The 24,694-nt window shown below is 68.2% G+C and carries 24 protein-coding genes and 3 tRNA genes; 8 read left to right on the top strand and 19 right to left on the bottom strand.

Annotation, left to right across the window (positions count from 1 at the left end):
• Positions 1–140 precede the first annotated feature (140 nt).
• Entirely contained in the window at positions 141–1,994 is a 1,854-nt protein-coding gene (locus tag AC5RVV_RS13965; protein WP_494001995.1) for a glycoside hydrolase family 13 protein, read from the top strand.
• Here the strand turns inward: AC5RVV_RS13965 and AC5RVV_RS13960 are convergent.
• The 10 genes from AC5RVV_RS13960 to AC5RVV_RS13915 form a co-directional block, all read right to left on the bottom strand.
• Complete coding sequence (locus AC5RVV_RS13960; RefSeq protein ID WP_494001994.1) at positions 1,991–2,602, bottom strand: hypothetical protein; 612 nt, start codon at positions 2,600–2,602, stop codon at positions 1,991–1,993. The two genes, AC5RVV_RS13965 and AC5RVV_RS13960, sit on opposite strands and share 4 nt — an antisense overlap.
• Positions 2,599–3,213: a hypothetical protein gene (locus AC5RVV_RS13955; RefSeq protein WP_494001993.1), complete on the bottom strand. Its 615-nt coding sequence runs from the start codon at positions 3,211–3,213 to the stop codon at positions 2,599–2,601. Before AC5RVV_RS13955 ends, AC5RVV_RS13960 begins: the two co-directional genes overlap by 4 nt.
• Complete coding sequence (locus AC5RVV_RS13950) at positions 3,210–3,671, bottom strand: hypothetical protein (RefSeq protein WP_494001992.1); 462 nt, start codon at positions 3,669–3,671, stop codon at positions 3,210–3,212. The genes AC5RVV_RS13955 and AC5RVV_RS13950 overlap by 4 nt, the downstream gene beginning before the upstream one ends.
• Entirely contained in the window at positions 3,668–3,859 is a 192-nt protein-coding gene (locus tag AC5RVV_RS13945; protein ID WP_494001991.1) for a hypothetical protein, read from the bottom strand. The genes AC5RVV_RS13950 and AC5RVV_RS13945 overlap by 4 nt, the downstream gene beginning before the upstream one ends.
• A gap of 31 nt (positions 3,860–3,890) precedes the next feature.
• Positions 3,891–4,421 (bottom strand): Asp23/Gls24 family envelope stress response protein, encoded by a 531-nt coding sequence (locus AC5RVV_RS13940; protein ID WP_494001990.1) that lies wholly within the window; start codon positions 4,419–4,421, stop codon positions 3,891–3,893.
• Positions 4,422–4,468: 47 nt separating this feature from the next.
• Positions 4,469–5,035: a hypothetical protein gene (locus tag AC5RVV_RS13935; RefSeq protein ID WP_494001989.1), complete on the bottom strand. Its 567-nt coding sequence runs from the start codon at positions 5,033–5,035 to the stop codon at positions 4,469–4,471.
• 221 nt (positions 5,036–5,256) lie between these two features.
• Positions 5,257–6,027 (bottom strand): MBL fold metallo-hydrolase, encoded by a 771-nt coding sequence (locus tag AC5RVV_RS13930; RefSeq protein ID WP_494001988.1) that lies wholly within the window; start codon positions 6,025–6,027, stop codon positions 5,257–5,259.
• Positions 6,028–6,123: 96 nt separating this feature from the next.
• Positions 6,124–6,199, bottom strand: a tRNA-Phe gene (locus AC5RVV_RS13925).
• Between the two features lie 58 nt (positions 6,200–6,257).
• Positions 6,258–6,331, bottom strand: a tRNA-Asp gene (locus AC5RVV_RS13920).
• Positions 6,332–6,416: 85 nt separating this feature from the next.
• Positions 6,417–6,489: transfer RNA gene (locus tag AC5RVV_RS13915), tRNA-Glu, on the bottom strand.
• 146 nt (positions 6,490–6,635) lie between these two features.
• Between AC5RVV_RS13915 and AC5RVV_RS13910 the strand changes: the two genes are divergently transcribed.
• Positions 6,636–7,007: a metallopeptidase family protein gene (locus AC5RVV_RS13910; RefSeq protein ID WP_494001987.1), complete on the top strand. Its 372-nt coding sequence runs from the start codon at positions 6,636–6,638 to the stop codon at positions 7,005–7,007.
• A gap of 385 nt (positions 7,008–7,392) precedes the next feature.
• Positions 7,393–8,973 carry a C40 family peptidase gene (locus tag AC5RVV_RS13905; RefSeq protein ID WP_494001986.1) on the top strand — a complete coding sequence of 527 codons (1,581 nt, stop codon included), beginning with the start codon at positions 7,393–7,395 and terminating at the stop codon, positions 8,971–8,973.
• A gap of 69 nt (positions 8,974–9,042) precedes the next feature.
• On the opposite strand, the gene AC5RVV_RS13900 is transcribed toward AC5RVV_RS13905, so the two are convergent.
• Positions 9,043–10,059 carry a universal stress protein gene (locus AC5RVV_RS13900; RefSeq protein ID WP_494001985.1) on the bottom strand — a complete coding sequence of 339 codons (1,017 nt, stop codon included), beginning with the start codon at positions 10,057–10,059 and terminating at the stop codon, positions 9,043–9,045.
• Positions 10,060–10,255: 196 nt separating this feature from the next.
• On the opposite strand from AC5RVV_RS13900, the gene AC5RVV_RS13895 reads away from it, so the two are divergent.
• On the top strand, positions 10,256–10,903 hold the full coding sequence (locus AC5RVV_RS13895; protein ID WP_494001984.1) for an FAD-binding protein: 648 nt from the start codon (positions 10,256–10,258) through the stop codon (positions 10,901–10,903).
• 288 nt (positions 10,904–11,191) lie between these two features.
• A complete protein-coding gene (locus AC5RVV_RS13890) occupies positions 11,192–12,661 on the top strand; it encodes an NCS2 family permease (protein ID WP_494001983.1) in 1,470 nt (489 codons plus the stop codon).
• A gap of 94 nt (positions 12,662–12,755) precedes the next feature.
• Here AC5RVV_RS13890 and AC5RVV_RS13885 read toward each other — a convergent pair whose 3' ends face one another.
• Complete coding sequence (locus AC5RVV_RS13885; RefSeq protein WP_494001982.1) at positions 12,756–14,144, bottom strand: MFS transporter; 1,389 nt, start codon at positions 14,142–14,144, stop codon at positions 12,756–12,758.
• A 158-nt stretch (positions 14,145–14,302) separates the two neighbouring features.
• Between AC5RVV_RS13885 and AC5RVV_RS13880 the strand changes: the two genes are divergently transcribed.
• Positions 14,303–15,226, top strand: coding sequence for a LysR family transcriptional regulator (locus tag AC5RVV_RS13880; protein ID WP_494001981.1), 924 nt, complete (start codon positions 14,303–14,305; stop codon positions 15,224–15,226).
• 269 nt (positions 15,227–15,495) lie between these two features.
• Here AC5RVV_RS13880 and AC5RVV_RS13875 read toward each other — a convergent pair whose 3' ends face one another.
• The 3 genes from AC5RVV_RS13875 to AC5RVV_RS13865 are packed head-to-tail and all read right to left on the bottom strand — an operon-like array spanning position 15,496 to position 17,390.
• On the bottom strand, positions 15,496–16,353 hold the full coding sequence (locus AC5RVV_RS13875) for a spermidine synthase (RefSeq protein ID WP_494001980.1): 858 nt from the start codon (positions 16,351–16,353) through the stop codon (positions 15,496–15,498).
• A 3-nt stretch (positions 16,354–16,356) separates the two neighbouring features.
• Positions 16,357–17,064, bottom strand: a complete 708-nt coding sequence (locus AC5RVV_RS13870; RefSeq protein ID WP_494001979.1) for an O-methyltransferase — start codon at positions 17,062–17,064, stop codon at positions 16,357–16,359.
• On the bottom strand, positions 17,061–17,390 hold the full coding sequence (locus AC5RVV_RS13865) for a thiamine-binding protein (protein WP_494001978.1): 330 nt from the start codon (positions 17,388–17,390) through the stop codon (positions 17,061–17,063). The genes AC5RVV_RS13870 and AC5RVV_RS13865 overlap by 4 nt, the downstream gene beginning before the upstream one ends.
• 232 nt (positions 17,391–17,622) lie before the next feature.
• On the opposite strand from AC5RVV_RS13865, the gene AC5RVV_RS13860 reads away from it, so the two are divergent.
• On the top strand, positions 17,623–18,573 hold the full coding sequence (locus AC5RVV_RS13860) for a zinc-binding dehydrogenase (protein ID WP_494001977.1): 951 nt from the start codon (positions 17,623–17,625) through the stop codon (positions 18,571–18,573).
• 139 nt (positions 18,574–18,712) lie between these two features.
• Here the strand turns inward: AC5RVV_RS13860 and AC5RVV_RS13855 are convergent, their stop codons facing one another.
• The 4 genes from AC5RVV_RS13855 to AC5RVV_RS13840 all read right to left on the bottom strand — a co-directional run bounded on the left by AC5RVV_RS13855 (position 18,713) and on the right by AC5RVV_RS13840 (position 23,134).
• The gene (locus AC5RVV_RS13855; RefSeq protein WP_494001976.1) at positions 18,713–19,024 is read right to left on the bottom strand and encodes an AzlD domain-containing protein; all 312 of its coding nucleotides are present in this window, start codon (positions 19,022–19,024) and stop codon (positions 18,713–18,715) included.
• Positions 19,021–19,830: an AzlC family ABC transporter permease gene (locus AC5RVV_RS13850; protein ID WP_494001975.1), complete on the bottom strand. Its 810-nt coding sequence runs from the start codon at positions 19,828–19,830 to the stop codon at positions 19,021–19,023. Before AC5RVV_RS13850 ends, AC5RVV_RS13855 begins: the two co-directional genes overlap by 4 nt.
• A gap of 111 nt (positions 19,831–19,941) precedes the next feature.
• Positions 19,942–22,224, bottom strand: a complete 2,283-nt coding sequence (locus tag AC5RVV_RS13845) for a glycoside hydrolase family 15 protein (RefSeq protein WP_494001974.1) — start codon at positions 22,222–22,224, stop codon at positions 19,942–19,944.
• 43 nt (positions 22,225–22,267) lie between these two features.
• Positions 22,268–23,134 carry a glycerophosphodiester phosphodiesterase family protein gene (locus AC5RVV_RS13840; protein ID WP_494001973.1) on the bottom strand — a complete coding sequence of 289 codons (867 nt, stop codon included), beginning with the start codon at positions 23,132–23,134 and terminating at the stop codon, positions 22,268–22,270.
• A gap of 256 nt (positions 23,135–23,390) precedes the next feature.
• Between AC5RVV_RS13840 and AC5RVV_RS13835 the strand changes: the two genes are divergently transcribed.
• Positions 23,391–24,596: a DUF445 domain-containing protein gene (locus AC5RVV_RS13835; protein ID WP_494002340.1), complete on the top strand. Its 1,206-nt coding sequence runs from the start codon at positions 23,391–23,393 to the stop codon at positions 24,594–24,596.
• Positions 24,597–24,694 lie beyond the last annotated feature (98 nt).

Raw genomic sequence — 24,694 nt, 5'->3', positions numbered from 1 at the left:
TGTCGCAAGGCACATTTTCGAGGCGGTGGCGTTCGATGCCGAATCGTGATGTGTGCCGCATCCGCGGCCCGCGCTGTCTGTTCGGCTTCAAAGATCATTAGGCTGGAAGTGGTCCTGACCCCCCGAATCGAGGAGAGCCAATGACCGCAGCAAACGCTCCCTGGTGGCGCGACGCCGTCATCTACCAGATCTATCCGCGCTCCTTCGCCGACCACAACGGCGACGGAATGGGCGACCTGGCCGGAATCAGCGCCAAGATCCCTTACCTAAAGAACCTGGGGGTGGACGCCATCTGGCTGTCGCCCTTCTACGTCTCCCCGCAAAACGATGCCGGCTACGACGTGGCAGACTACCGCGACGTCGACCCGCTGTTCGGCAGCCTGGACGACTTTGACTCGTTGCTGGCACGCGCCCACGAGCTGGGCCTGCGGGTGATTGTCGATCTGGTGCCGAACCACACGTCCGACCGGCACGAATGGTTCGTGGACGCGCTGGCCTCCGAGGCCGGATCGCCCGAACGTGCCCGCTACATTTTCCGGGACGGCAAGGGCCCGGACGGTGACGAGCCGCCCAACAACTGGCAGTCGGTGTTCGGCGGCGATGCCTGGACCCGGATCACCGAACCCGACGGCACGCCCGGGCAGTGGTACCTGCACCTGTTCGACTCCTCGCAGCCGGACCTGAACTGGGAGAACCCCGAAGTCCGGGCCGAAATGGTCTCCGTCCTGCGGTTCTGGCTGGACCGCGGCGTGGACGGCTTCCGGATTGACGTGGCCCATGGCCTGGTCAAGGCCGAGGGCCTGCCGGATTGGGCGGCCAAGACCTCGATGGTGGCCGGCAGCGAGCGGCTCCCGGGCGACGACGCACTGCCCGACGGTGACGAAACGGCGGTCGGCCGGCCCGCGGGCGCCTCGCCCACCCCCGATGCCCGTGCGTCCGAGGAACAGGTGCTGGAACCCGCCGCGGCGGATGCCCGCGAAGCGGCGGCACAGCAGGCAGTTGCCCGGGAGGAGGAGCGCCTGCATCCGGAGACCCCGCCCTACTTCGACCAGGACGGCGTGCACGAGATCTACCGGGAATGGCACAAGGTCCTGGCCGAGTACGACGGCGACCGCATGCTGGTCGCCGAGGCTTGGGTCGAGCCCGCCGAGCGGCTTTTTGCCTACGTCCGGCCCGACGAGATGCAGCAGGCCTTCAACTTCGACTTCCTGCTCGCCGGCTGGGATGCCCGACGGATGGCCCGCAGCATCGACGATTCGCTCGCCGCTGCATCATCGGTGGGTGCGCCAAGCACCTGGGTGCTGTCCAATCACGACACCGTCCGCCACAGCTCCCGGTACGGGTTGGCGGACCCCACCACCTACCCCAAGGGCATTGGCCCCGGCGACGAACAGCCCGATGAGGAACTCGGCCACGCGCGCGGCCGTGCCGCGGCGCTGGTGATGCTGGCGCTGCCCGGCTCCGCCTACCTCTACCAAGGCGATGAGCTGGGCCTTCCGGAGCACACCGCCCTGCCGGCCGAAGTGCGCCAAGACCCCGCGTTCTTCCGCACCGGCGGCGAAGAGCGTGGCCGCGACGGCTGCCGGGTGCCAATCCCCTGGCGCGCGGAGGCGCACGGCTACGGGTGGGGCTCCACCCAGCATGAGCCGTGGCTGCCGCAGCCCGAGAGCTTTGCGCGCTATGCGGTGGATCGGCAGGTGGGAGTAGCCGCTTCCACCTACGAGCTGTATCGGGCGGCGCTGCGCCTGCGGGCGGAACAAAAGCTAGGCCACGGCAGCCTGGAATGGGCCGCGGAGCATAATCCGGGATCTGGAATCCTGAGCTACCGCAACGGGACACTGCAGGTACTGGCCAACATGGGCAGTTCCGCGATCCGGCTGCCCGACGGCGCCTCCCTGGTACTGGAGTCGCAGGAGGGAGCAGTCTCCGACGGGATGCTGCAGCCCAACGGGGCCGTCTGGCTTACCCCTGCCGCCGACGGGCAGTCAGGCTAGCGGACGCGGTCGGCGCGGACCAGCCGCGAGCGCGCGCCTGCCACCAGGTGGATGACCACCGGGAAGCTGACCCCGACGGTCAGGTCCAACGCCTCCACGAGGTCGGAGACTTCGTCCGCCACGGCCTGCGGGGACACCCCGAGGCGCGGAGCCACCCGAACGCGCAGGCCGCCGCCGCCCTCGTAGTCGTAGGCGGTGACCGTTGCCTGCAGGATGCTGTCGCGTTCGCGCAGCGCATCGCGCAGCGCCTGCTCGGCCACGGCGGCACTGAGCCAGACGGCGCCGGGGTCGCCCGCGCCGTCATAATCCGCGGCGATGGTACCGGTGCGGCCCTTGCCCTGCTGAGCGGCCCACGCGATCATCAGCAGCACCATCAGGAGCAGCACCAGCGCCACCACAATCCACAGCCAGCTGTCCCGCTGGCCGTGCAGGGTGGTGGCGTCCAAAACCGTCCGCAGGTTGGCGCCGGCCTGCTCCGTGGCGGCCTGCCACCGGCCGGCGAGCGCGGGAACCAGCGCCAGCGCCAGCGCGGTGCCGCCGGCCAGCATGAGCAGCAGCCCCAAAAGGGTGATCAGGATGCGGTTCAATGTCCGGGGCGTTTGGTTCACTGTCCCACCACCCCCGAACTGGAAACGAACACGCGCACCTGCGGAATCGGGCTGATGCGCGCCCTGCGGACCTCGTCTTCCACCGCGGCCTGGACGGCCTCGGCATCCACCGGTTGGCCGGAGGTTGGCCGGAGCCGGACATCCACCAGCCCGCGCGAGACGACCACCAGCACCTGCTCGCGCGTCACCTGCGCCTCGATGCGCGCGCGTCGCGCCAGCGAGGCGGCGATGACCTCATCGTCCACCACCACGACGCCGCGGCGGCCGGGAATGCGGTGCCGGTGCAGGTGTCCGGGGAGCACGCCCTGCAGGAAGAAGAGCAGACCGAGGAACAGGATCAGCGCTCCGGAGGCGCCCAAGACGGTCGGCGCGACGTTTCCCGGCAGTTGGTGGATCCAGCCCGCCATCTCTTCCGGCGTGGCCAGCCACGGGCGCTGCCCGATCGCCTTCAGCGCCGCTTCGAGCAGCAGGTAGAGGCAGGCCAGCCCGACGAGGACGGCCGCGATCACCGCGGCGATGGCGCGGGAACTGCGCAGTTCCCGGCTCGCCAGGCGCTCGTCGCCCGGGCGCAAGTCAGCCGGTCCCCCGCCGGTTTTGACGTCGGTGCTCACCGGACCCGGCCTCCTTCCTGCACGCGGATGCCGGTGACCCTGATGTCCACCCGGCTCAACCTCGAACCGCTGATCCAGGAGATCCTCTCCAGGATGGCTCCCTTGGAGGCGTGCGCCCGGTCCCAGACCGATCCGCCAAAGCCGTCCACCAGGTGCGGGTCCCGCACTACCCGGTTCAGCGAGGGAATGCCGACGGGAAGGGCCAGGTACAACGCGAGGGAACCGGCATCGTCCCGCCACGTCGCACGGACCAGGGAAGGTGAAATGCCCAGCACCTCCGCCGCAACCCCCTGCGCGGTGCTGGTCAACGCCTGCGTGCTGACCCGGGTATGTCCGGCATAGTGTTGCCCGGGCGGCGCGGCGGGGAGCGACGCCGGGGGCGGCCCGTCCGGTCGCCCGGCCGGCGGTCCTTCCGGGCGGGGAGGCAATTCGTCCGCGTCCACAACGGGTTCCGTCATGAAGACGAGCGGCGTCCGGTCAGCGCATCCCGGATGCTGCGCCAGTCAAGCTTGCCCTCCGCGGCGCGGCCCAGCAACGCCCCCACCATCAGGAAGACCGCCATCAGCAGGAAGCCCCAGAAGTTAAACACCAGCGCGGCCCACGCCAGCACCGCGCCGACGCCCATGCCGACTACCGTGTAGCTCATCCTTGTTCCTCTCGCCGTCCCGAACATCCGGTTACTGGGCCGCCTGCCGCACCGGCTTCTCCGCCGGAGCCTTGGCATCCAGGCCGGGCACGTGGACGTCGTTGATCTCCACGTTCACTTCGATCACGTCCAGCCCCACCAATTGCCCGACGGCGGTGTACACCGCCGCGCGCACGGCGCCCGCCAACTCCTGCAGCGGCTTGCCGTAAACGGCCACGAGGCTGATGTCCACGGCAACCTGCGTCTGGCCGACCTCCACGTGTACGCCCTGGCCGGCGTCGCTGCCGCCCACGACATCCCGCAGCGCACTCAGCGCCCTTGCCGTGCCGCTGCCCAGCGCGTAGACCCCCGGGACGGAGCGGGCGGCGACGGCCGCGACCTTTGCCACGGCGGCTTCGGAGATGGTGGTGCGTCCGGGGGCGTCCGGGATGCCAAGGCCTGCAGGCTGATGCGGGTCAACCGCTGCCGGGGCCGGCGCCGGCGCGCCGACAGGGGCGGTCACCGGGTGTGCCCCGGGCGATTCGCCCGCGGACGGGGCAGCCGGCCGATCCTCGTTGTGCATCTGTTCTCCCCTGACGCTGTGATGACTCTCAGGGCAAGCCTAACGCCTCATTCCCCGCAGTGTTCGGACAGCCAGTCCTTCACCGGTTGCACGGCCCGGGCAAACCCGGCGGCGTCGAAGCGGCCGGTTGCGGACGCGTGATCCAGTTGGTCCTCCACCCTGTCCAGGTGGTCCCCCAGCCGCGGCGGAACGTCGCGGCTGAATTCGTCCAGCTCATCCTGCAGCGCCTCCAGGTCGGAGTCCTCCACGCCGGTCATGAAGCCGAGCGGGACCAGCAGCAGGGAGGCGACGTTTGCGGCCACGGCGGCGCAGGCGTGGTCCCGGCTCTTATAGCTGCCCCAGTCAGCGGCGCCTCCTCCGGCTCCCCCGCTCACGTCAGCGGGACCAGCCGAGTCCGACGTCGGCGCCTGGCCGGGCGGCGACGTGGCCGGTCGGTCGGTGGCGGGGACAGATGCGGGGGGTGTTTCCGCGGGCGCCGTCGCTTCGGTGTCGTCCAAAGCGACGGGGGCGGGCGCCGTCGTCGCCGATTCCGGCGTTGGGCCCGCGTCGCTGCAGGACGTTAGCAGGACGGCGGTTGCCATGCCGACGGCCGTCGCCTTCAAAAGGGCCTGCACGATGCTCCTCGCTCCAATCGTCCCCCTGGTCCGGTGCCTCATCAGGTGCAGGCGGCACGGGAAATCCCTTCCATGGTAGGCCAGTGAGCCTGAGTGGAAACTGGGAGCCGGGAGCGGCTGCCGCGGGACGTGGACCGACTTGTCGGTGGTCGACTCGATGAGTTCGGCGACCAGTTCGGCGGTAGCGTCCAATGGCCGGCGGATCGGGCAGCCCGTGTCAGCTACAGGGCCAGCTTCCGCCCCGGGGTGGGGATGCGGAGCCGGTCCTCGAGGCCGGCGGCGGAGAACCGGGCGCGGAGTTCTTCGTGGCCTTCGCTGAAGTGCTTCCAGCCCTCGGCGTGGACCGGCACGACGGTGGCCGCGTCCAGTGTGCGCGCCGCCTCGACCGCGGCGTCGGCGGTGAGGGTGAGCGGGGCGTTGTCGAAGGCTCCCACCCGGGCGGCTCCGGCGAAGAGCACCGCCGTGGCGATCGGCGCGAAACGTGCCCCGACGGCGTCGACCACGTCCAGCGAGGCGTTGTCGCCGCTGATGTAAACAGTCGGGAGGTCGAACCCTGTCAGGACGAATCCGGTCACGGTGCCGGTCACCGGTTCGCATCCTTCGGGTCCGTGCCGGGCCGGGACGGCGGTGACCGTGACAGTGGGCCGATCGGCGGCCTCGAGGACTGTCCGCTCCCACGGGGCCATCCCGGTAACCGTCGTGAGCCGGTCCGCTGCCTCCAGGGTGCCGAGTACCTTGGTGTCGCCGGATTCCACCAGGCGCCGGCCGGACCTATCCAGGTTGTCCGCGTGCTGGTCATGCGAGAGGAGGATGGCGTCCACCACCGGCAGGTCTGCGACGTGGACGGCGGGCCCGGAGGTTTTCACCAGCGTTCCGGCTGTTGCCGGGTACTCGCCGGGTTCATCAAAGGTGGGGTCGGTCAGGAACATCCAGCCACCGAACTCCAGCAAGGCTGTCGGACCGCCAATGTGGGTGATTGCGGTTTCGCTCATGCACCCATGGTGCCCGACGAAGCCGGAGGGGGACAGAGCGGACGGACACGACGAAGCCCCGCACCCTGAACCAGGACTGCGGGGCTTCGTTTTTGCTGGTGGCTCCGACCGGCGTCGATCCGGTGACCTTTCGATTTTCAGTCGAACGCTCTACCAACTGAGCTACAGAGCCGTGGCAACATCTTGCGATGATCACCGATGGCGTTCCGAAATCGCTCCGGAAACCAAAGCGACCCTGACGGGACTTGAACCCGCGACCTCCGCCGTGACAGGGCGGCGCGCTAACCAACTGCGCTACAGGGCCTTGCATTTTTTACGAGACTCAATCCTACCAGCCTTTCGAAGCGGTTCTGACCACTCCAGCGGGCTGCCATTCATGACGTCTCGCGTACCCCCAACGGGATTCGAACCCGTGCCGCCGCCGTGAAAGGGCGGTGTCCTAGGCCGCTAGACGATGGGGGCCAGGACCACTTGGGATTCATTTCCCCGCTGTGGACCTATAAAACTATAGGGCCTGCTCCGGGAAAAACCAAAACCGGCCGACGAGGCCTGCCGCGGCCTCCACCCGGGCGCTTTCGAGGCCGCAGCCCGCGGGTAAAGTCGGCTGTATGCCGATGGAGATGTCCCTGCCGGAATTCGAGGACGCGGTAAACGACGCGATCGACCAAATCCCGGAAGACATCATGCGCGAGATGACCAACGTGGGCATCTTCGTCGAAGAGGAATACACCCCGCAGCCCTGGGAAGACCCCGAGACGGAACTGCTGGGCGTCTACGAAGGCACGCCGCTCACCGAGAGGGACCACTGGTGGGCCGCCGGGTCCATGCCGGACCGCATCGTCGTCTTCCGCGGCCCCCTCCAGCGGATGTGCTCCTCCCGCGAAGAATTGGTCCACGAGGTCCTGGTGACCGTGATCCACGAGGTCGCCCACCACTTCGGCATCGACGACGCCCGCCTGCACGAACTGGGCTGGGGCTGACCCCCGCCTCGCCCGTTCGGGACACACTTGGCGGCCACATAAAGCAGGACCCATTGCCCGCGGGACAAAAGGCTCGTTGGCTGAAGCCGGCACAGCGGGCCCACGCAGGCACGGCTCGCGGCCGCACGCTTCAACTGCCCTGAACCACCTCGTGACACGCCGGTTCCTCGCCAATGCTGTTCAAATGACACTGGTGTTGTTTATGTTATTAGTGGGACAAATGTTGCAACTGTGACTGATGTTGCATATCCTCAACGTGCTGTGTGAATGCAGTTCGGTCTAGTTGGGGTGCCACCCGTTCGCACATTTGACCGTTCCGGCCCCAAGGCCGGCCGTCCCGAAAGGGCGCGTGCATTTACCGCGCTCCTAGTAAGGACCCGTTCGGATGAGGCTGCTTCCCTCGGGGCGTCCCGCCCCGCATCGATCGACGACGCCGCGGCGCGCCGTCGCGCTCTTCTCGGCTACCGCCCTCTTAATCTGCGTTTCGGCCCTGGCGCCGGCCGTCGCCGCACCGGCCGGACAGTTGCCGCAGGTGACATCGCAGCGGATCATCCTGCCGGCGGCGCCCACGCTGCCTTCCGGCGAGGAGATCGACGACGCCAAGGGCGATGCAGCGGCCACCCAGACCCTGGTGGACCGGATCGAGGAGCAGCTCAAGGCGGCTTCGGGAAACCTTGCCAACGCGCAGTTCGATTCCATGCGTTCCCAGAACGCCTACAGCGAGTCCCTGCTGAAGCAGCAGGAGCGAACCGCTGAACTCGCCGACGCCAAGGCCAAGGCGTCGCAGGCCGCGCAGTACTTCGAGGCGGTCAAGAACCAGGTGGGACAGCTGGCCGGTGAACTCTACCGGAACGGCGGCGTCAACCCCGGCCTCAGCTCGCTGCTGGACAGCAACGACGCCGGCGACGTGCTGTACAAGGCCTCCACGCTCGATGCGCTGACGGCCAACCGCTCGCAAACCCTGAGCGAATCCCAGCAGGCCGCCCAGCTGTGGGCAGCCTGGGAGCTCTATGTCACCCAGGCCGAAGAGGCCGCCCGGGATGCGGCAGTAGCCGCGGAGGCGGCGGAGTCGGACGCGAAGGCTGCCAGCGCCGCGCAGGAGCAGCTCGTGGTCCGCTACGAGGAACAGCGGCAGGCGCTGCTGGAACATCTGGCCGAACTGCGCGGAACCAGCACCGGTGAAGAGGACGCACGCATCACCGCGCTGGAGCGCGCCGAGCAGGATCGACAGCTCCAGGCCCTGGTCGAGCAGTCGGCACAGGAGGCCGCCGCCGCCCAGCGGCCCGCCGGTGGCAGTTCAAACCCGCAGGGCTCCACGGTTGCAGCGGCCAGTGAAGACATCACGCCGGCCCGCCCTGCAGCGCCGCCGGCAACCTCCCGCCCGGCCGCACCGTCGACCCCGCCGGCAACCTCCCGCCCGGCCGCACCCTCAACCCCGCCACCGGCGTCACGGCCCTCGACGCCCACGCCGTCCCGGCCCTCGACGCCCGCCCCGGCCCCGCCCCCGCCGCCGGCCCCGCAACCGGCCCCGAAGCCCAAGCCGGATCCGGCACCGCCGGCACCGGCACCGGCCCCCGGCAGCAACGCGGGCATCGCCAACGCTGCCATCAACTTCGCGATGGCCAAGCAGGCGAACAACAAGAGCTTCTACGATTGGGGCGGCAGCGGCCCGTGGGGCTACGACTGCTCGGGACTGACGCAGGCGGCCTTTGGCAGCGCCGGTCGCTACCTGCCCCGCGTGGCGCAGGACCAGCTCGACTCCGCGCCGCACAAGGTGCCGCTTTCCCAGCTTCAGCCCGGCGACCTGGTCTTCTGGGGCGAGCCGAATGCCATCTGGCACGTGGCGATCTACATCGGCAACTGGCAGGTAGTCCACGCACTGAACCCGGACGTCGGCTTGACCGTCACGAATATCAGCCACATGTACGGCAAGCTGCACACGGTCGGCGCCCGCTGGGCCGTCTAGCCTGCACTGCTTAAAAGGGGCGGGCCCGGAACCTTTGAGGTTCCGGGCCCGCCCTTTTGCTACCTGCGGTTATTCGGCGTCGGGCAGGGGGCCGAAGTTGCGGCGGTCGTCCAGGCGAGGGTCATGCTTGTCCGGCACCACCATGACGGGGCCCTTGGCATGGTGCAGCACGCCCTGGCTGGTGGAGCCGAGCAGCATGCCGGCGAAGCCGCCGCGGCCGCGGGTACCAACCACCAGCAGTTCGGCGGTGCGTGACGCCTCGATCAACAGTTCTACCGGGGAGCCGTCCTGCACTTCACCGGTGACGCGCAGATCGGGGAAGTGGCTCTTGAGCCACGCCACGCCGGCGTCGAGCTGCTCACGGATATCCGCATAGAGCGCCTCACGGTCGAGCGGTGCCGGCACCCACGCCAGCGAGCCGGTGAACGGCGGCATGGCGCAGATGACCTTCAGCGGATAGCCGAGCCGCTCGGCCTGCTCCGCGGCGACCAGGGTGGCGTTGCGGGCCTGCTCGGAACCATCGACCCCGACCACGACGACCTTCTGGACGTCCTCGGGGCGGATCGCCTGGTCCTTGGACCGGGGAAGCTCGATGTCCAGGTCGCCGAGGCGCGGCGCGCAGGCCAGCGGAATCGTCACCGTCGGACAGGAAGCGTGGGCCGGGACGGCGCTGCTCACGGAGCCCAGCAACCGGCCCATGAAACCACCGCGGCCGCGCGTACCGACCACGACCAGCTCGGCCTGTTCCGAGAGCTCCAGCAGCACCCCGGCGGCGTCGCCGGTTTCCACCCGCGCATCGATGTCCAGGCCGTAACCGGTAACTTTGGACACCGCCTGCTCGAGCACGGCTTCGGCGCCTTCGCGGATCACCGAATCGTCCAGGGTGGCATAGCCGGCGTCCATGCTGGAGGCAGCGAAGACCGGAACGGTGTAGGCGGTCACGACGTGCAGCGGGGTTCTGCGCCGTTGCGCCTCCTCCGCAGCCCAAACCAACGCGCAGATGCTCTGATCGGAGCCGTCAACTCCGACGACAATGCCGCGGGGTGCCGCGCCCTGTCCGGCGTCTGAACCTGTGGCTTCTGTCATTCGTTCCGCCTCCCTCAACGTCGCACGGGCATCCTCGCCCGCTACCCTCAGCTTACTCTGCAACAAAGCGCTTCTCAGTGGCCGAAAAGTTATGTAGGCTTCGATGAAAATTGTGTTGAATAACAGTTTCACAATGCGTGTGCGGGCGGTCCGTTCGCCGCCCGAGGTTCTCGCTACCGTACAAGGAGTCCGTGCAGTGAGTGGCGTTTCCGTACCAGAAGTGCCTACCGAATACACCACCACGGTGGTCATCGGTTCCGGGCTGCCCGGACTAGCCGTGGCGAGCGAGCTCAGCCGCCAGGGCGTGTCGTCGATCGTCGTTGAGGGGTTGCTCCCCCAGCCGGCCGACCAAGGACGCAGGTCCCCGCTGGCGGACTCGACGCACCGGAGCGAGCGCAACGACCTGCTGCGGCTGCTCCAGGCGTACGCCGCCAGCCATGCGCTGGACATCCGCCACAGCACCCATGTCTGCGGTGTCACCAAGACGTCGGAGAAAACAGCGTCGGCGGCACCGGCGGAGGCGTCCAGGCCGACGGCTGCCTCTGTGGCCCACGCACCCGCGATGAGCAGGGACAAGAACCAGAAGTGGGTCATCCGCACCGAAAACGGCTTGCTGGTCGCCGATTCCGTCGTGCTGACGGGCTGCGCGCAGAACCAGATGCGCCGGCTGCTCCGGAGCCTGGGCATCGCGGCCGGCGAAAACCTCGCCTCCGTCCTGAAAGCGATCGGCCTCTACCTGGTCGGCGTGGCGGATCTGCTGGCGCCGAGCACACGGGAGATCATCCGGCAGGCGAAGGTGGCCGGCAGCGCCATCGCTTCCACCTCCCGGCCGGCCGTCGCCTGACGCCGGGCGGACGGTAACAGCGGCACCATACGCTCGTCGCTAGACCCCGGGCGGGCGGGAAAACAGCGGCGCCGTACGCTCGTCGCCTGACGCGGGGCGGCGGGAAAACAGCGGCGCCGTACGCTCGTCGCTAGACGCGGGGCGGGCGGGAAAACAGCGGCGCCGTACCCTAGTCGCCTGACGCCGGGCAGGCGGGAAACAGCGGCACCGTACGCCGCCGCGTGCCGCAGGGGCTAGAATTTTGGGGAAATCCCTGACCATACCACTTACCTGTGGAGGACATCCCCCATGCCCCAAAAGGGAGCAGTAGCCGCCAAGACTTCGGTGCTCGACCGCTATTTCGAGATCACCAAGCGCGGCTCCAACTATTCGCGCGAAATCCGCGGCGGCCTGGCCACGTTCTTCGCGATGAGCTACATCGTGGTGCTGAACCCGCTGGTCCTGGGCGGCGCCGATTCAACCGGCGCCATGCTCGGCGCCGAACGCGTCGCGGCGGTCACGGCCCTCGTGGCCGGAGTGCTGACGATTGTGATGGGGGCGTGGGCCAAGTACCCGTTCGCCCTCGCCACGGGCCTGGGCGTCAACGCCTTCATCGCCATCACCGTTGCGACCAACCCGGGCCTGACCTGGCCAGACGTGATGGGCCTGGTGATCCTCTCCGGCATCACCATGCTGATCCTGGTCCTGACCGGTTTCCGGACCGCGGTGTTCAATGCCGTGCCGCAAAGCCTCAAGACCGCCATCGTGGTGGGAATCGGCATGTTCATTGCCCTGATCGGCCTGGTCAATGCCGGCTTCATCCGCCGCATTCCGGACGCGGCGGGCACCACCGTTCCGGTGGGGCTCGGGTTCGACGGCGTGCTGCTGGGCTGGCCGATCCTCGTCTTCGTCGTCGGCCTCATCCTGACAATCGCCCTGGTGGTCAAGAAGGTCAAGGGCGGCATCCTGATCGGCGTCATCGCCGCCACCGTGCTCGCGGTGGTCATCGAAGCGGTGGCCGACGTCGGGCCGTCGATGGGTCCCGACGGCCCCAATCCGCTGGGATGGTCCCTGGTGGTGCCCGAGCTGCCGAGCGGCAGCTGGGTGGGGCTGCCCGACCTCAGCCTGATCGGCCAGGCCAGCCTCTTCGGCGCCTTCGGGACGCTGGGCGTCACCGCCGCTTCCCTGCTGGCGTTTGCGATCCTGCTGAGCATCTTCTTCGACGCCATGGGCACCATGGTCGGCCTGGCCAACGAGGCCGGGCTGACGGACAAAGAGGGCAACATCCCGAACGTCGACCGCGTCCTGATGGTCGACGCCGTGGGCGCCATCGCCGGCGGCGCGGGATCCGTCTCGTCCAACCAGATCTACGTCGAGTCCGGCGCCGGGATCGGCGAGGGCGCGCGCACCGGCCTGGCCAACGTTGTCACCGGCCTGCTGTTCCTGATCGCCATGTTCTTCACGCCGCTGATTTCGCTGGTTCCGTTCGAGGCGGTGGCGCCGGCGCTCGTCGTCGTCGGTTTCATGATGGTGTCGCAGGTGGGCAAGATCGACTGGTCCGACTGGGGCGTGGCCATCCCCGCCTTCCTGACCTTTACGCTCATGCCCTTCACGTATTCCATCGCCAACGGCCTGGGCGCGGGCTTTATCGCCTACGTGCTGGTGCGCACGTTCCAAGGCCGGGCCAAGGACATCCACCCGCTGATGTGGGCGGTGGCCGCGGCCTTCGTGCTCTTCTTCGGCATGGGCCCGGTCGAGCAGCTCATCGGCTTCCGCTGACCTTAGGTCCGCCGAGGCGAAAGGGACCGGTACCGCCCGCAACGGGTGGTACCGGTCCCTTTCGGTTTTACTCGCTTGGCTTGCGCCGTCGCGCCTAGGCCTGGGCCCGCACTTCTGCTTCCGTGCGTGCCAGGTCGGCCCGGTCCAGGTCCCGCAGGGAGGCGCCCTTCGTTTCGCGGGTGAAGATCACCGCCACGACGGTGATGGCCGACGCGACCACCAGGTACAGGGCAACCGGCAGCCAGTGCTCGAAGTCCTTCAGCAGCGTGGAAGCGATGATGGGGGCGAGCGAACCGGCGAAGATCGACGTCACCTGGTAGCCCAGCGAGACACCGGAGTAGCGCATCCGGGTCGGGAACATCTCGGCCATGATGGCCGGCTGCCCCGCATACATCAGCCCGTGCACGGCAAGGCCCATGAAGATCGCGGCCAGGATGATGATCGGGTTCTGCGTGTCGAACATCGGGAAGGCGACGAAGGCCCAGACCCCCGACAGCACGGCGCCGGCCATGTAGACCGGGCGGCGGCCAATGTTGTCCGACAGGCGCCCGTAGAACGGGATCACGACGAAGTGGAAGGCGTGCGCCAGGATCAGCAGGCCCAGCACCGTGGTGACGTCGAAGTCGTGAACGGTCTTCAGGTACGTGATGGAGAAGGCCACCACGATGTAGTAGATGATGTTCTCCGCCACGCGCAGACCCATGGCGGTGAACACGCCGCGCGGGTACTTCTTCATCACTTCCACGACGCCGTAAGACGTGGACTTCACCTTGGCGGACTCGGCCTGGGCTTCCAGGAAGATCGGCGCCTCGGTGACCTTGGTGCGGATGTAGTAGCCGACGAGCACGATGACCGCAGAGAGCCAGAAGGCGACGCGCCAGCCCCAGGCCTGGAACTCGGCCTCGGAGAGGATGCCGGACATCACCCACAACACTACCGTGGCCAGCATGTTACCCATCGGCACACCCGCCTGCGGCCAGGATGCCCAGAAGCCGCGCTTGGCTGCCGGGCTGTGCTCGGCCACCAGGAGGACCGCGCCGCCCCATTCGCCGCCGATGGCAAAGCCCTGGACGAACCGCAGCACCACCAGCAGGCCCGGCGCCCAATACCCGATCTGGTCGAACCCTGGCAGGCAGCCCATCAGGAACGTGGCGGCACCGATCAGGATGATGCTCACCTGCAGCAGCTTCTTCCGGCCCAGCTTGTCACCGAAGTGGCCGAACACGATCCCGCCCAGCGGCCGGGCAATGAAGCCGACGGCGAACGTGACGAAGGCGGCGATGATCGCGTCCAGTTCGGTGCCAGCATTCGGGAAGAACAGGGCGCCGAACACCAGCGTGGCCGCGGTGGCATAGAGGAAGAACTCGTACCATTCCACGACCGTGCCGGCCATGGAAGCGGTGACGACCTTGCGCAGGACCGACGGCGGCGACTCGTGCGTCGCGCCGGATCCGGGTCCGGTGGGGGTAGCGTGGGCGCTCATCATTCTCCTTGCATGGCGTGCGGTTAATGCGGCGTTCGCCGCCGGGACTCCCCCCGCACGCTGTGAGTGTGGTCACAATCAGACGTAGCCGAGTATTCCCCGCTCCCGCATGTGCATCAATGACAAACTTTGCAGGCATGGTCTGCAAAGATGCAGATATGCCTCCTGCGCCGCAGTCCGCCAAGCCGGACGACCTGATCATCCTCCTCGCCGTCGCCCGCACCGGCCGGTATACCGTGGCGGCCGAGAACCTGGGCCTGAACCACACCACCGTCTCGCGCCGCATCGCCGCCGTCGAAAAGGCCCTGGGCGGCCGCGTGTTCTCCGGGGCGCCGGGCGGCTGGGAGTTGACCGACCTGGGCCGCAAGGCGGCAGCGGTCGCCGAGCGGATCGAAGAATCGCTCACGGAGCTTGGCCGCACACCGGATCAGGCGGACCGGCTGGCCGGGGTGGTGCGGATGTCGGCCACCGACGGTTTCAGCGCGTTCGTCGCCGCCCCGGCGATCGCCCGCCTGCAGCAGCGCCATCCCAGGCTCAGCGTGGAGATCGTTACCGCCGCCCGCCGGGCCACGCAACACCGGCCGGGCCTGGACTTCGAAGTCGTCGTCGGGCGGCCGCAGGTGATCCGCGCGCGATCCATCCGGCTGGGCAACTATGTCCTGGGTCTCTACGGCTCCCGTGATTATCTGGCCGAACACGGAGTACCGGACAGCGTGCGCTTGGCCATGAACCACCCGTTGGTCTATTTCGTCGACTCCATGCTGCAGGTTGACGACCTCGACGCCCCGCGCCGTTTGCTGCCGGCGATGTCCACGGCCCTGGGTTCCACCAACGTGTTCGTCCACGTCGAGGCAACCCGTGCCGGTGCCGGCCTCGGCCTGCTGCCGTGCTTCATGGCCAACCGCCATCCGGACCTGGTCCGGATCCTGCCGGGGGAACTGGAGGAGCGGCTCGGCTACTGGCTGGTGGCGCGGCCGGAGTCGCTGCGGCAACCGGCGGTGGCGGCGGTCGTCGATGCGCTCAGGCGCGAGACCCGCAGCAGGGAAGCCGAGCTGATGGGGAAGGGAACCGGCATCCGGTGAAAGGATTAATGACCGAGATGCCGGGCACTGGACCTAACTTGGGGGGATTAGGTTCTCAGCACCCGGCATCCGGCGCCGGATCGAATCCGGCTGAGCAGACATAGCGCTCCAGCCACCATCCATAGTGTCGAAGCCGTTCTTTCCATGCCTGCCTCCGGAGAGCCAGCCGCAAGCGGCTCGCTCCCGGGCCTGGTACGGCCGCTGCACGGCCGTTCTTGTCCATCTTACAAACAAATTCCGGCCGAAGTCATAACGTTCCGGGAAAGGTCCTAATTGGCCGGCCGGTCTTGCCGGATCGCCGATCCTCTGCAAAACTTCTCCACTCTCGGCCCGTCCCACAGCTGTGCCGGCATGGCACCGTGCAGCAACTCCCGGACGAGTCCGGGACCGGTTTCCAGCGGCTGGTCGCTGGCAGCGATGACCACGTTTTCGTGCCGGCGGCCCTTGAGCATCGGCGGGTCGGCGATGATCACCCGGTGCTCGAAAACCTCGCCGATGGTCGCCGCCTCCTCGCGGGCACCGATCAGCCGTGGCGTGTCGCCGCAGTTCACCAGGTAGACCCCGCCGGGTGAGAGGACTCGCCGCACCGCCCGGGTGAATTCCAGCGTGGTCAGTCCGTACGGGGTCTCGCTGCCGGAGAAGACGTCGCGGACCACCAGGTCCCGGCTGTCCTCGCTCAGTGATTCGGTGACCTCCCTTGCTTCACCCACCCGGATGCGCACCAACGGCGCACGCGGGATGTCGAACCACTGGCGCACGAGGTCGGCCAGCTTCGCGTCGATCTCGACCACTACCTGGCGCGCCTCCGGGTACGCGGCCGCCAGGTAGCGGGCCATCGAGCACGCCCCGCCGCCCAGGTGCAGGGCCCGAAGCTTGGCCCCGGGTCCCCAGCGGGATGCGATCAGCGCCGCCATCCAGCGCATGTATTCGAAGTCCAGCCGCAGCGGATCTCCGACCACCACGTGGGAGGACTGGACGCCGTTGATCTTGAGCAGCCAGCTGTCCGCCGAGTCGGGCTCGCGGACCAGCTCGGCTGTCCCGGAGGAAATCTCATAGCGTCCCTCGGCCGGCCCGCCGGACGCCTCCGGCTCCCGTGCCGCCTCGGCACGGGTGCTTCGCCGCGCCATCGGCTACTTGACCAGCGCCAGCGCGAAGCCGTCCCAGCCCTTGCCGCCCACGGTCTGGATCGCCGTGGCGTCCAGGCGCGGGTCGGAGCCCAGCAGCGCCAGCGCATCCCGGGTGCCGCGGATGTCGCGGTCCTCCGCGCCGGCGTCGCCGCCGTCGGTCAGCACCTTGCCCGACCGGACCACGTTGTCCACCACGATAAGGCTGCCGGGACGAGTCAGCCGCAGGGCCCACTCCACGTAGTTCCGGTTGTTTTCCTTGTCCGCGTCGATAAACACGAGGTCGAACGGCCCGACGCCCGCTTCGGCCAGCCGCGGCAGGGTATCCAGTGCCGCGCCCACCCGGATGCTGACCTTGTCCGCGACGCCGGCTGCCTCCAGGTTCCGCTGCGCCACCTCGGCGTGCCGCGGTTCGTACTCGCAGCTGACCACTTCGCCGTCGTCCGGCAGTCCGCGGGCCAACCAGATGGTGCTGTACCCGCCCAGCGTGCCGATCTCCAGCACCTTGCGGGCACCGCGCAGCCGGGCCAGCAGCATCAGCAGCTTGCCTTGGGTTGCGCTCACCTCGATCGCCGGCAGGCCTTCTTGCGCGGCACCCTCCCTGGCTGCGACCTGGGACTGGTCCTCCCCCACCAAGGTGACGGTCAGGTAGTCTTCGACGGCGGTCCACGCCGCTTCCGGATCGACGTCCGGCAGGCCCGGCTGGACGGTCACTGCTGCTCCTGCTCGGCGATGGCAGCCTCCAGGCGGTCCACCTTGCCGTTGAGCTCGCCGTAGTATCCCGGACGAATGTCCGCCTTGAGCACCAGGGACACGCGCGATCCGTGACGGCCTACGGCCTCGGTGGCACGCTTGATCACGTCCATTACCTCGTCCCACTCGCCCTCGATGGTGGTGAACATCGCGTCCGTGTGGTTCGGCAGCCCGGATTCGCGGACGATCCGGACGGCCTCGGCAACCGCGTCATGGACCGAGGCATCGTGGGGTGCGGGACCGGCGACGGGCACCCCGGAGGGTGCAACAGAGAAGGCTACAAGCATGGCTTCAGTCTTCCACAGCACCCGTGCCGGCGCACAGGTCCGGTGTCACCTGCCGCAACCACGGGGCCTTCTGCAGCACCGGACGTGACGGACTTTACATGCATTTGCATAAAAAACGCCGGGTTTCGGAGCTAGGCTGGACATGCGGGTTTCGCACCCGCACCGTTCCGCCGGTCCGTTCCACCGGTCGCCCGCGGAATGCCACCATCCGCGCCGAGCCACAGGAGACCCCATGAAAGCCTGGCAATTTACCAACACCCACGAGCCGCTTGAACTGAATGAGGTCGAGGAGCCGACCGCCGCACCCGGCGGCGTCGTCATCGACATCAAGTCGGCCGGGTTGTGCCACTCGGATGTCGGCATGCTTGAGGACGAGGGCTGGCTCTCGACGCTGGCCAAGCGCCCCATCACCCTCGGCCATGAGGTGGCCGGGGTCATCACCGAGGTCGGGGAAGGCGTCAGCGACTGGAAGGTCGGCGACCGCGTGGGCTGCTGCCCCACGACTCCGGCCGGCGCTCCCGGCTACGCCTTCGACGGCGGCTTCTCCTTTAAGACTGCCATCGACCAGCAGGCTCTGGTCCGCATTCCGGACAACGTCAGCTTCGCCCAGGGTGCGGCCGGCACCGATGCCGGCATGACCAGCCACCACGCCGTCATCGCCAACGGCCAGGTCAAGGCCGGCGACAAGGTCGGCATCATCGGCTTCGGCGGCCTGGGCTCCATTGGCGCCCGCGTGGCCGTGCTGGCCGGCGCGGAGGTCTACGTCGCCGAGGTCAACGAGAAGATCTGGGACCAGGCCAAGGAGACCGGCGCCAAGGACGTGGCGAAGTCCATCGCCGAGTTCAAGGAGATCGGCCTGGACGTCGTCGTCGATTTTGCCGGCTTCGGCACAACCACCGCCGAGGCCATCGAGACGGTCCGCCGCGGCGGCCGCGTGGTCCAGGTTGGCATGGGCCGGCTGGAGTCGACCATCAGCACCAAGGCCCTGATTCTCTCCGAGGTCACCCTCGTCGGCTCGCAGGGCGGCACCCGCGACGACGTGCAGGGCGTCTACGATTACTTCGCCACCGGCAAGCTCACTCCGACCATCACCGAGATCACCTTCGAGGACATCCCCGAGGGCCTGGAGAAGCTGAAGAGGGGCGAAGTCGTCGGCCGGCTGGTCGCCAAGATCGCTGACTGACCCCTTACCGGATGGTTGACGACGGCGGTGCGAACCGCCGTCGTCAACCTGCCTTAAGCCGCACCGCCGTGGTGCGCCGCCCGCGGCACAATCGTCGGCGCCGTTACCCAGCCGGCCGCCGTCCCCCAGCAGATTACTGTTATCCCCAGCCGGCCAGGCGGAGCAGTGCGGCCGCCGCGGCACCGGCGATAACCACTACCAGGAACGGGGCGCGCAGCAGCAGGGCGACCGCAGCGGCCAGCAGCGCCCCGACCCGGGCGTCGAACGCCAGGTGCTGGCCGGTGGAGAAGGCGTTGACGACGGTCAGCGACGCGAGAAGGCCGATGGTCATGGTGGCGGCGACCCGGGACATGCGCTGGTTCTTCATCCACCTGGCGGGCACCAGATAGCCGGCCAGCTTGGTGAGGTAGGAGATGACGCAGGCGGCCACTATCCAGATCCACAGGCTCATAACGCCTCCCTTCCGTCCCCGCTGCCGGCCGGATCGTCGCGGCCCGCCGCACGGCGCTCGGACCCGGCGAGCGTGTGGGGCCCGTCGTGCTCGGAATACGGCTCGTCATAGGGCTCGATGTCCGGCGCCATCCCGGCGGGAATGGGTTTGTGGGTGAACCAGCCGATGGCGGCCGCGACCGCCGCCGCCACCAGGATGGGCACTCCGCTGGGCACGAACGGCACGGCCAGCAGCGTGGCCAGAGCACAGGCAACCGCAATGGCGGCCGGTTCCTTGCCTTTCAGCCTCGGCCACAGCAGCGCCAGGAACGCGGCAACGGCGGCTCCGTCCAGCCCCCACTGCCTCGGATCGCCCAACGCGTTGCCGGCCAACGCCCCCACCAGCGTGAATAGATTCCAGAGCAGGAATATACCCACGCCGGCGGTCCAAAATCCACGCCGCTGCTCGCCGGGGTTGTCCTGGCCGGACGCCGTCGCGGTGGATTCGTCAATGGTCACGTGGGCGGCCAGCGGCCGCCACCAGCGGGACGGGGAGACGAGCGCGTTCATCTGCATGCCATAGATGCCGTTGCGGATGCCCAACAGGGCAGAAGCGGTCATCGCGGCCAGACCGGTCCCGCCTCCGCCGATCACCCCGATGAACGCGAACTGGGAGCCGCCGCTGAACAGCAGCAGGCTCAGCGCCATGGTCTGCCAGAGGTCGAGCCCCGATGCCACCGACAAGGCGCCGAACGACACCCCGTACAGCCCGGTGGCGATGGAGATGGACAGCCCCACTTTCACGGCCGGGGACTGGAGAAACTTCACCCGTCTACAGTAGCCGGGAAGGCAGCCGCCCCGCCGCCGCACCAACCGTGGATATCGCTGTGGAAACTGTGGAAACGGTCCCTGGAAGCGGCTGCGGCTAAGCGGCTGCGGCTACACCGCTTCCTGCGCGTGGCCGTTGATCGCGTCCGCCGCACGGATCAGCGCCAGGTGCGAGAACGCCTGCGGGAAGTTGCCGGCCATGCGTTTGTTCGCGGTGTCGTACTCCTCGGCCATCAGCCCCAGGTCGTTCGCGTAACCGACCAGCCGGTCCATCAGGTCGCGGGCGTCGCCGATGCGCCCGGACCGGGCGTACTGTTCCACCAGCCAGAAGCAACAGGCCAGGAACGGGTGCTCGCCCGGAGCCAGCCCGTCCACCCCCGACTCGGTCCGGTAGCGCAGGATCAGTCCGTCCGCATCCACGAGTTCCCGCTCCAGGCGGGCGACGGTACCCAGCATCAGGTCGTCGTCGTACTTCACGAAGCCCACCTGCGGCAGCACCAGCAGCGACGCGTCCACCTCGGTAGTGTCGTAGCTCTGGGTGAAGGAGTTGATCTCCCGGTTGAAGCCGTGCTCCATGATCTCTTCGCGCAGCTTGTCCCGCAGCTGCGCCCAGTGCTCGGCTTCGCCGTCCAGGCCGTGCTCCTGCACCGCCCGCACGCCGCGGTCGAACGCCGCCCACATCATCACCCGCGAGTGGGTGAAGTACTTCCGTTCGCCCCGCATCTCCCAGATGCCCTGGTCCTTCTGGTCGAAGTGCTTCTCGATGTAGTGCAGCATGGCCTTCTGCAGCGGCCAGGAGAAGTGGTCCTCGGTGCCGCCCATGTTGCGCAGCTTCTCCAGCGCGACCATGACCTCGCCGATCACGTCCGCCTGGTACTGGCCCACCGCGCCGTTTCCCACCCGCACCGGCGCCGACCCTTCATACCCGGGAAGGTGCGGGATGATCCGTTCCTCCAGGTCGCGTTCGCCGGCCACCCCGTACATGATCTGCAGGTCTTCCGGGTCTCCGGCCACCGCGCGCAGCAGCCAGTTGCGCCACTGCAGCGCCTCGTCTTCGTAGCCGTGGGTCATCATCGATTCGAGCGTCAGCGCGGCATCGCGGAGCCAGACGTAGCGGTAGTCCCAGTTCCGTTCCCCGCCGAAGGACTCCGGCAGCGAGGTAGTCGGCGCGGCGACGATCCCGCCGGTGGTCTCGTGCGTCATGGCGCGCAGCACCAGCAGGGAACGCTTGACGATGCCGTGGTAATCCCCCTGGGGAGGGAACCGTGAGCACCAGGTCTGCCAGTAGTGCACCGTTTCCGTCAGCGCGGTGTCGACGTCGATCGCCGGCGGCACCGTCCGGTGGGACGGGAACCAGCACAATTCGAAATCAACCGTCTCGCCGGCCTTAACCGTGAATTCGCCTTCGTGCCGGCGGTTCGCGGCGCGCGGCAGGCGCTCACCGTGCAGCACCAGCGCGTCCGGGCCGGCGATGGCGACGATCGATTCCCGGCCGGTGGCTTCGTCGTGCACGCGGTTCACCCACGGCACCACGTCCCCGTAGTGGAACCGCATGATCAGTTCCTGCCGGATGGTCATTTCGCCGGAAAGGCCCTCGACGCGGCGGACAAGTGACGCCCGGCGGTCGCCCACCGGCATGAACTCCGTCACCAGTGCCTCGCCTGTTTCGCTCTTCCAGCGGGTCTGCAGCACAAACGTCGACGGAACATAAGAGCGTTCAACGACGACGGCGGACGGCGCCTCCGTTGCTTCTGCCGCCCCTGCTGCCTCTACTGCCGGCGGGGTGCCGGTGCGGACCCCTGCAGTCTCGGTTCCGGCCGGCGCCGGCTCAAGGTCGCCGCGGGGCAGGGTGTCCGTAAGGGTGGAGCGCGCGGACGTCGACTCGGCGGACGTCGGACCGCCGCTGGAAGGCACGCGTACGCCGGTGGCAGCCACGGATACGCCCGCCTCGGTGGCACCGGTGGCGGCCGGGGATGCGCCGGCTTCGGCGGTGCCGGCCGCGTCGCCAAACTGTCCGGCTTCCCCGGCCCCCGGCTGCACTCCGGCAGTCTTTTTCGCCTCGTCCGTCGCAGACCGCCCGGGGTTCTCCGGGGCCGCCGAGACTGCATCATCTTGTTCGCGCGTCGAGACCGGCGGCTGGCTGCGCTGGACTTCCAACGGGTCGTTGCTCAGGCCGCCGTGCACACCCGTCCCCATCGCTTCCCCGCTCTGCGGATGCGCACCGTCCGGCGCCAGCAGCCAGCGGCCGTGTCCGGGGTGCCCGAGAAGCGCGCTGAAGACGCTGGGCGAGTCGAAGCGGGGAAGGCAGAGCCAGTCCATGCTCCCGGACCGGGACACCAGCGCCCCCGTATGCAGATCCGATATGAGTGCGTAGTCCTCAATTGGAGATGCCATCTCTCCACTCAATCACAACGGACCCGGTTACGGCAGCGGCTGTTCAGGCCGGTGCAGCCTGCAGCTGCCGGCGGACCGCGGCCGGCCGGTTGGTAGTGATTTCGCCGAAACCCAACTCGCGGCACAGTTCCACGTCCTGTGGATCGTCCACCGTCCAGACGCGGAACTGCGTGCCGGCGTCGAGCCAGCGCCGGACGAGCGGCAGATGCGAGCGCACGTAATCGATGCCGGGTCCGGCCCAGCCCACGCGGTGCGATTCGATCAGGCCTTCGCCTTCAGACAGTGCGCGTCGCAGCAGTACCGCCACGGCGCCGACGGTCAACTCGCCCATCAGCAGGCTGGCTTTGAGTTCTTCGGCGTCGATGTCATCCAGGAGTTGGCAGAGATACTGGCCCGGGATGTGGTCGGCCAAGTAGTTCACGGCGTCCGGGTGGAAGCTCATGAAGGACAGCTGGATGTTGTCCAGCCGGGAGGTTTCCGGGTCCCAGCCCTCCGCCATCAGGTACCTGAGCACCTCGTCCTCCAGCTCCTGCCCGTACGGGCTGGGGTGCTTAAGCTCCACGGCCAGGCCCAGCGGCCGGCCGGCGTCGCGCATAAGATCCACCAGGTCGTCCAGTGTCACCAGTTGGTCGGCGGTGCCGCCGTACTCGACCGGAATCGGCGTGCCCTTCCACGAACTGACGTCCAGTTGCAGCAGTTCGTCCAGCGTGTGATCGGACACGTTGCCGGTGCCGGTGGAGGTGCGGTCCAGCGTGAAGTCGTGGAAACAGACCAGCCGGCGGTCTTTGGTCAGGTGGAGATCGCACTCGATCCCATCGGCGCCGTCGGCGATCGCCTGCAGGTAAGCGGCCCGCGTATTCTCCGCATACTGCTCACTGGAACCACGGTGGGCGTAGATCCTCTGGTGCATGAATTCACCGTACGCGATGACCGGACATACGGACCCGCCGTAGGGTTGACTGGTGGGTGAACGAACGATGATCGTTCAGCAATTCGGTTTCGGAGGCAACATGGGCACTCAGACGGGCGGCGGCGTCGCACCTGACACGGCGGAAGGGCGGACGGTCGGCTACGCGGCGCACAACGCCCCCAATAACCTCCCCGGTGGCGGAACGAGCCGGCTTGCCGTGCTGCCCGACAGCGTCCGTGCCGCAGGACTGCGGCGGATGAAACTGCTGGCCACGGGGTTGCTGCTGGTTCTGGCGGTGGTCTTCGTGGTGTCGTTCGCGCTGCAGGACCGCTACCCGTGGCTGAGCTATGTCCGGGCCGCGGCCGAGGGCGGAATGGTGGGTGCGCTTGCGGACTGGTTCGCCGTGACCGCACTCTTCAAACACCCGATGGGGCTGAAGATTCCGCACACCGCGATCATCCCGCGCCGCAAGGATCAGATCGGCGCCAGCCTGGGCCAGTTCGTGGAAGAGAATTTCCTGGCCGAGGACGTGGTCAAGGCCAAGATCGGGTCCCTTGGGATCACTGCCAAGGCCGGCCTCTGGCTGGAACGGCCGGAAAACACCGAACGGATTGCCCGCGAGGGTGCCACGGCCATCCGGGGAGCCTTGACGGTCCTCAATGACGAGGACGTGCAGGAACTGATTGAGTCGCTGGCCCGCCGGCATCTGATCGACCCGCAGTGGGGACCGCCGCTGGGCCGGCTGGCCGAGCACGTGCTGCGCGACGGCCACCACCTGAAGCTGGTGGATCTGCTGCTGGACCGCGCCGCCGACTGGGTACTGGACAACCAGGACACGGTGGCGCGGCTGGTGTCCGACCGCTCACCGACCTGGGTCCCGCCGTTCCTGGATTCGCTGGTCGGCGACAAGGTGCATCTGGAGCTGTACAAGTTCATCATCGCGGTGCAGGCCGACCCGGATCATCCGATGCGCCAGCAGTTGGACGGGTACCTGAACTCCCTGGCGCAGGACCTGCAGCACGATCCCGAGATGATGGCCCGGGTGGAGGCCATCAAACACAACGCCCTGGGCGACCCCGAAGTGCGTTCACTGGCGGCCCGCACATGGGAGACGCTGAAAACCGCCCTGCTGGAGGCGGTGGAGGACCCCCAGAGCGGGTTGAGCCTGACGTTCAAGCGGGCGGTCGGAGACTTCGGCCACCGGCTGGCCACCGATGCGGAGCTGGCGGCCAAGATCGACGGCTGGATCGAGGAGGCCGCCGGGTATCTGGTCCGCACCTATCGGTCCCAGATTGCCGCGGTCATCACCGAAACGGTGGAGCGTTGGGACGCGCAGGAGACGTCGCGGAAGATCGAACTCCAAGTGGGCCGGGACCTGCAGTTCATCCGAATCAACGGCACCGTGGTGGGCTCCTTGGCCGGGCTGGCGATCTTCACGGTGGCCACCGCCGCCTTCGGTTAGCCGCGCGGCTGGGCGCCGCCCTATGAGCATCCGCTCCAGTTCGTGACTGGTGCTCCGGTTTGAACCGGAGCACCAGCCCGAAACGGAGCGCAAGGACG

The organism is Arthrobacter sp. MDT2-34-1 (genome assembly GCF_059091365.1).
Note: the sequence above shows the minus strand (reverse complement) of the source record. Positions and strands in the feature narration are given on the sequence as shown.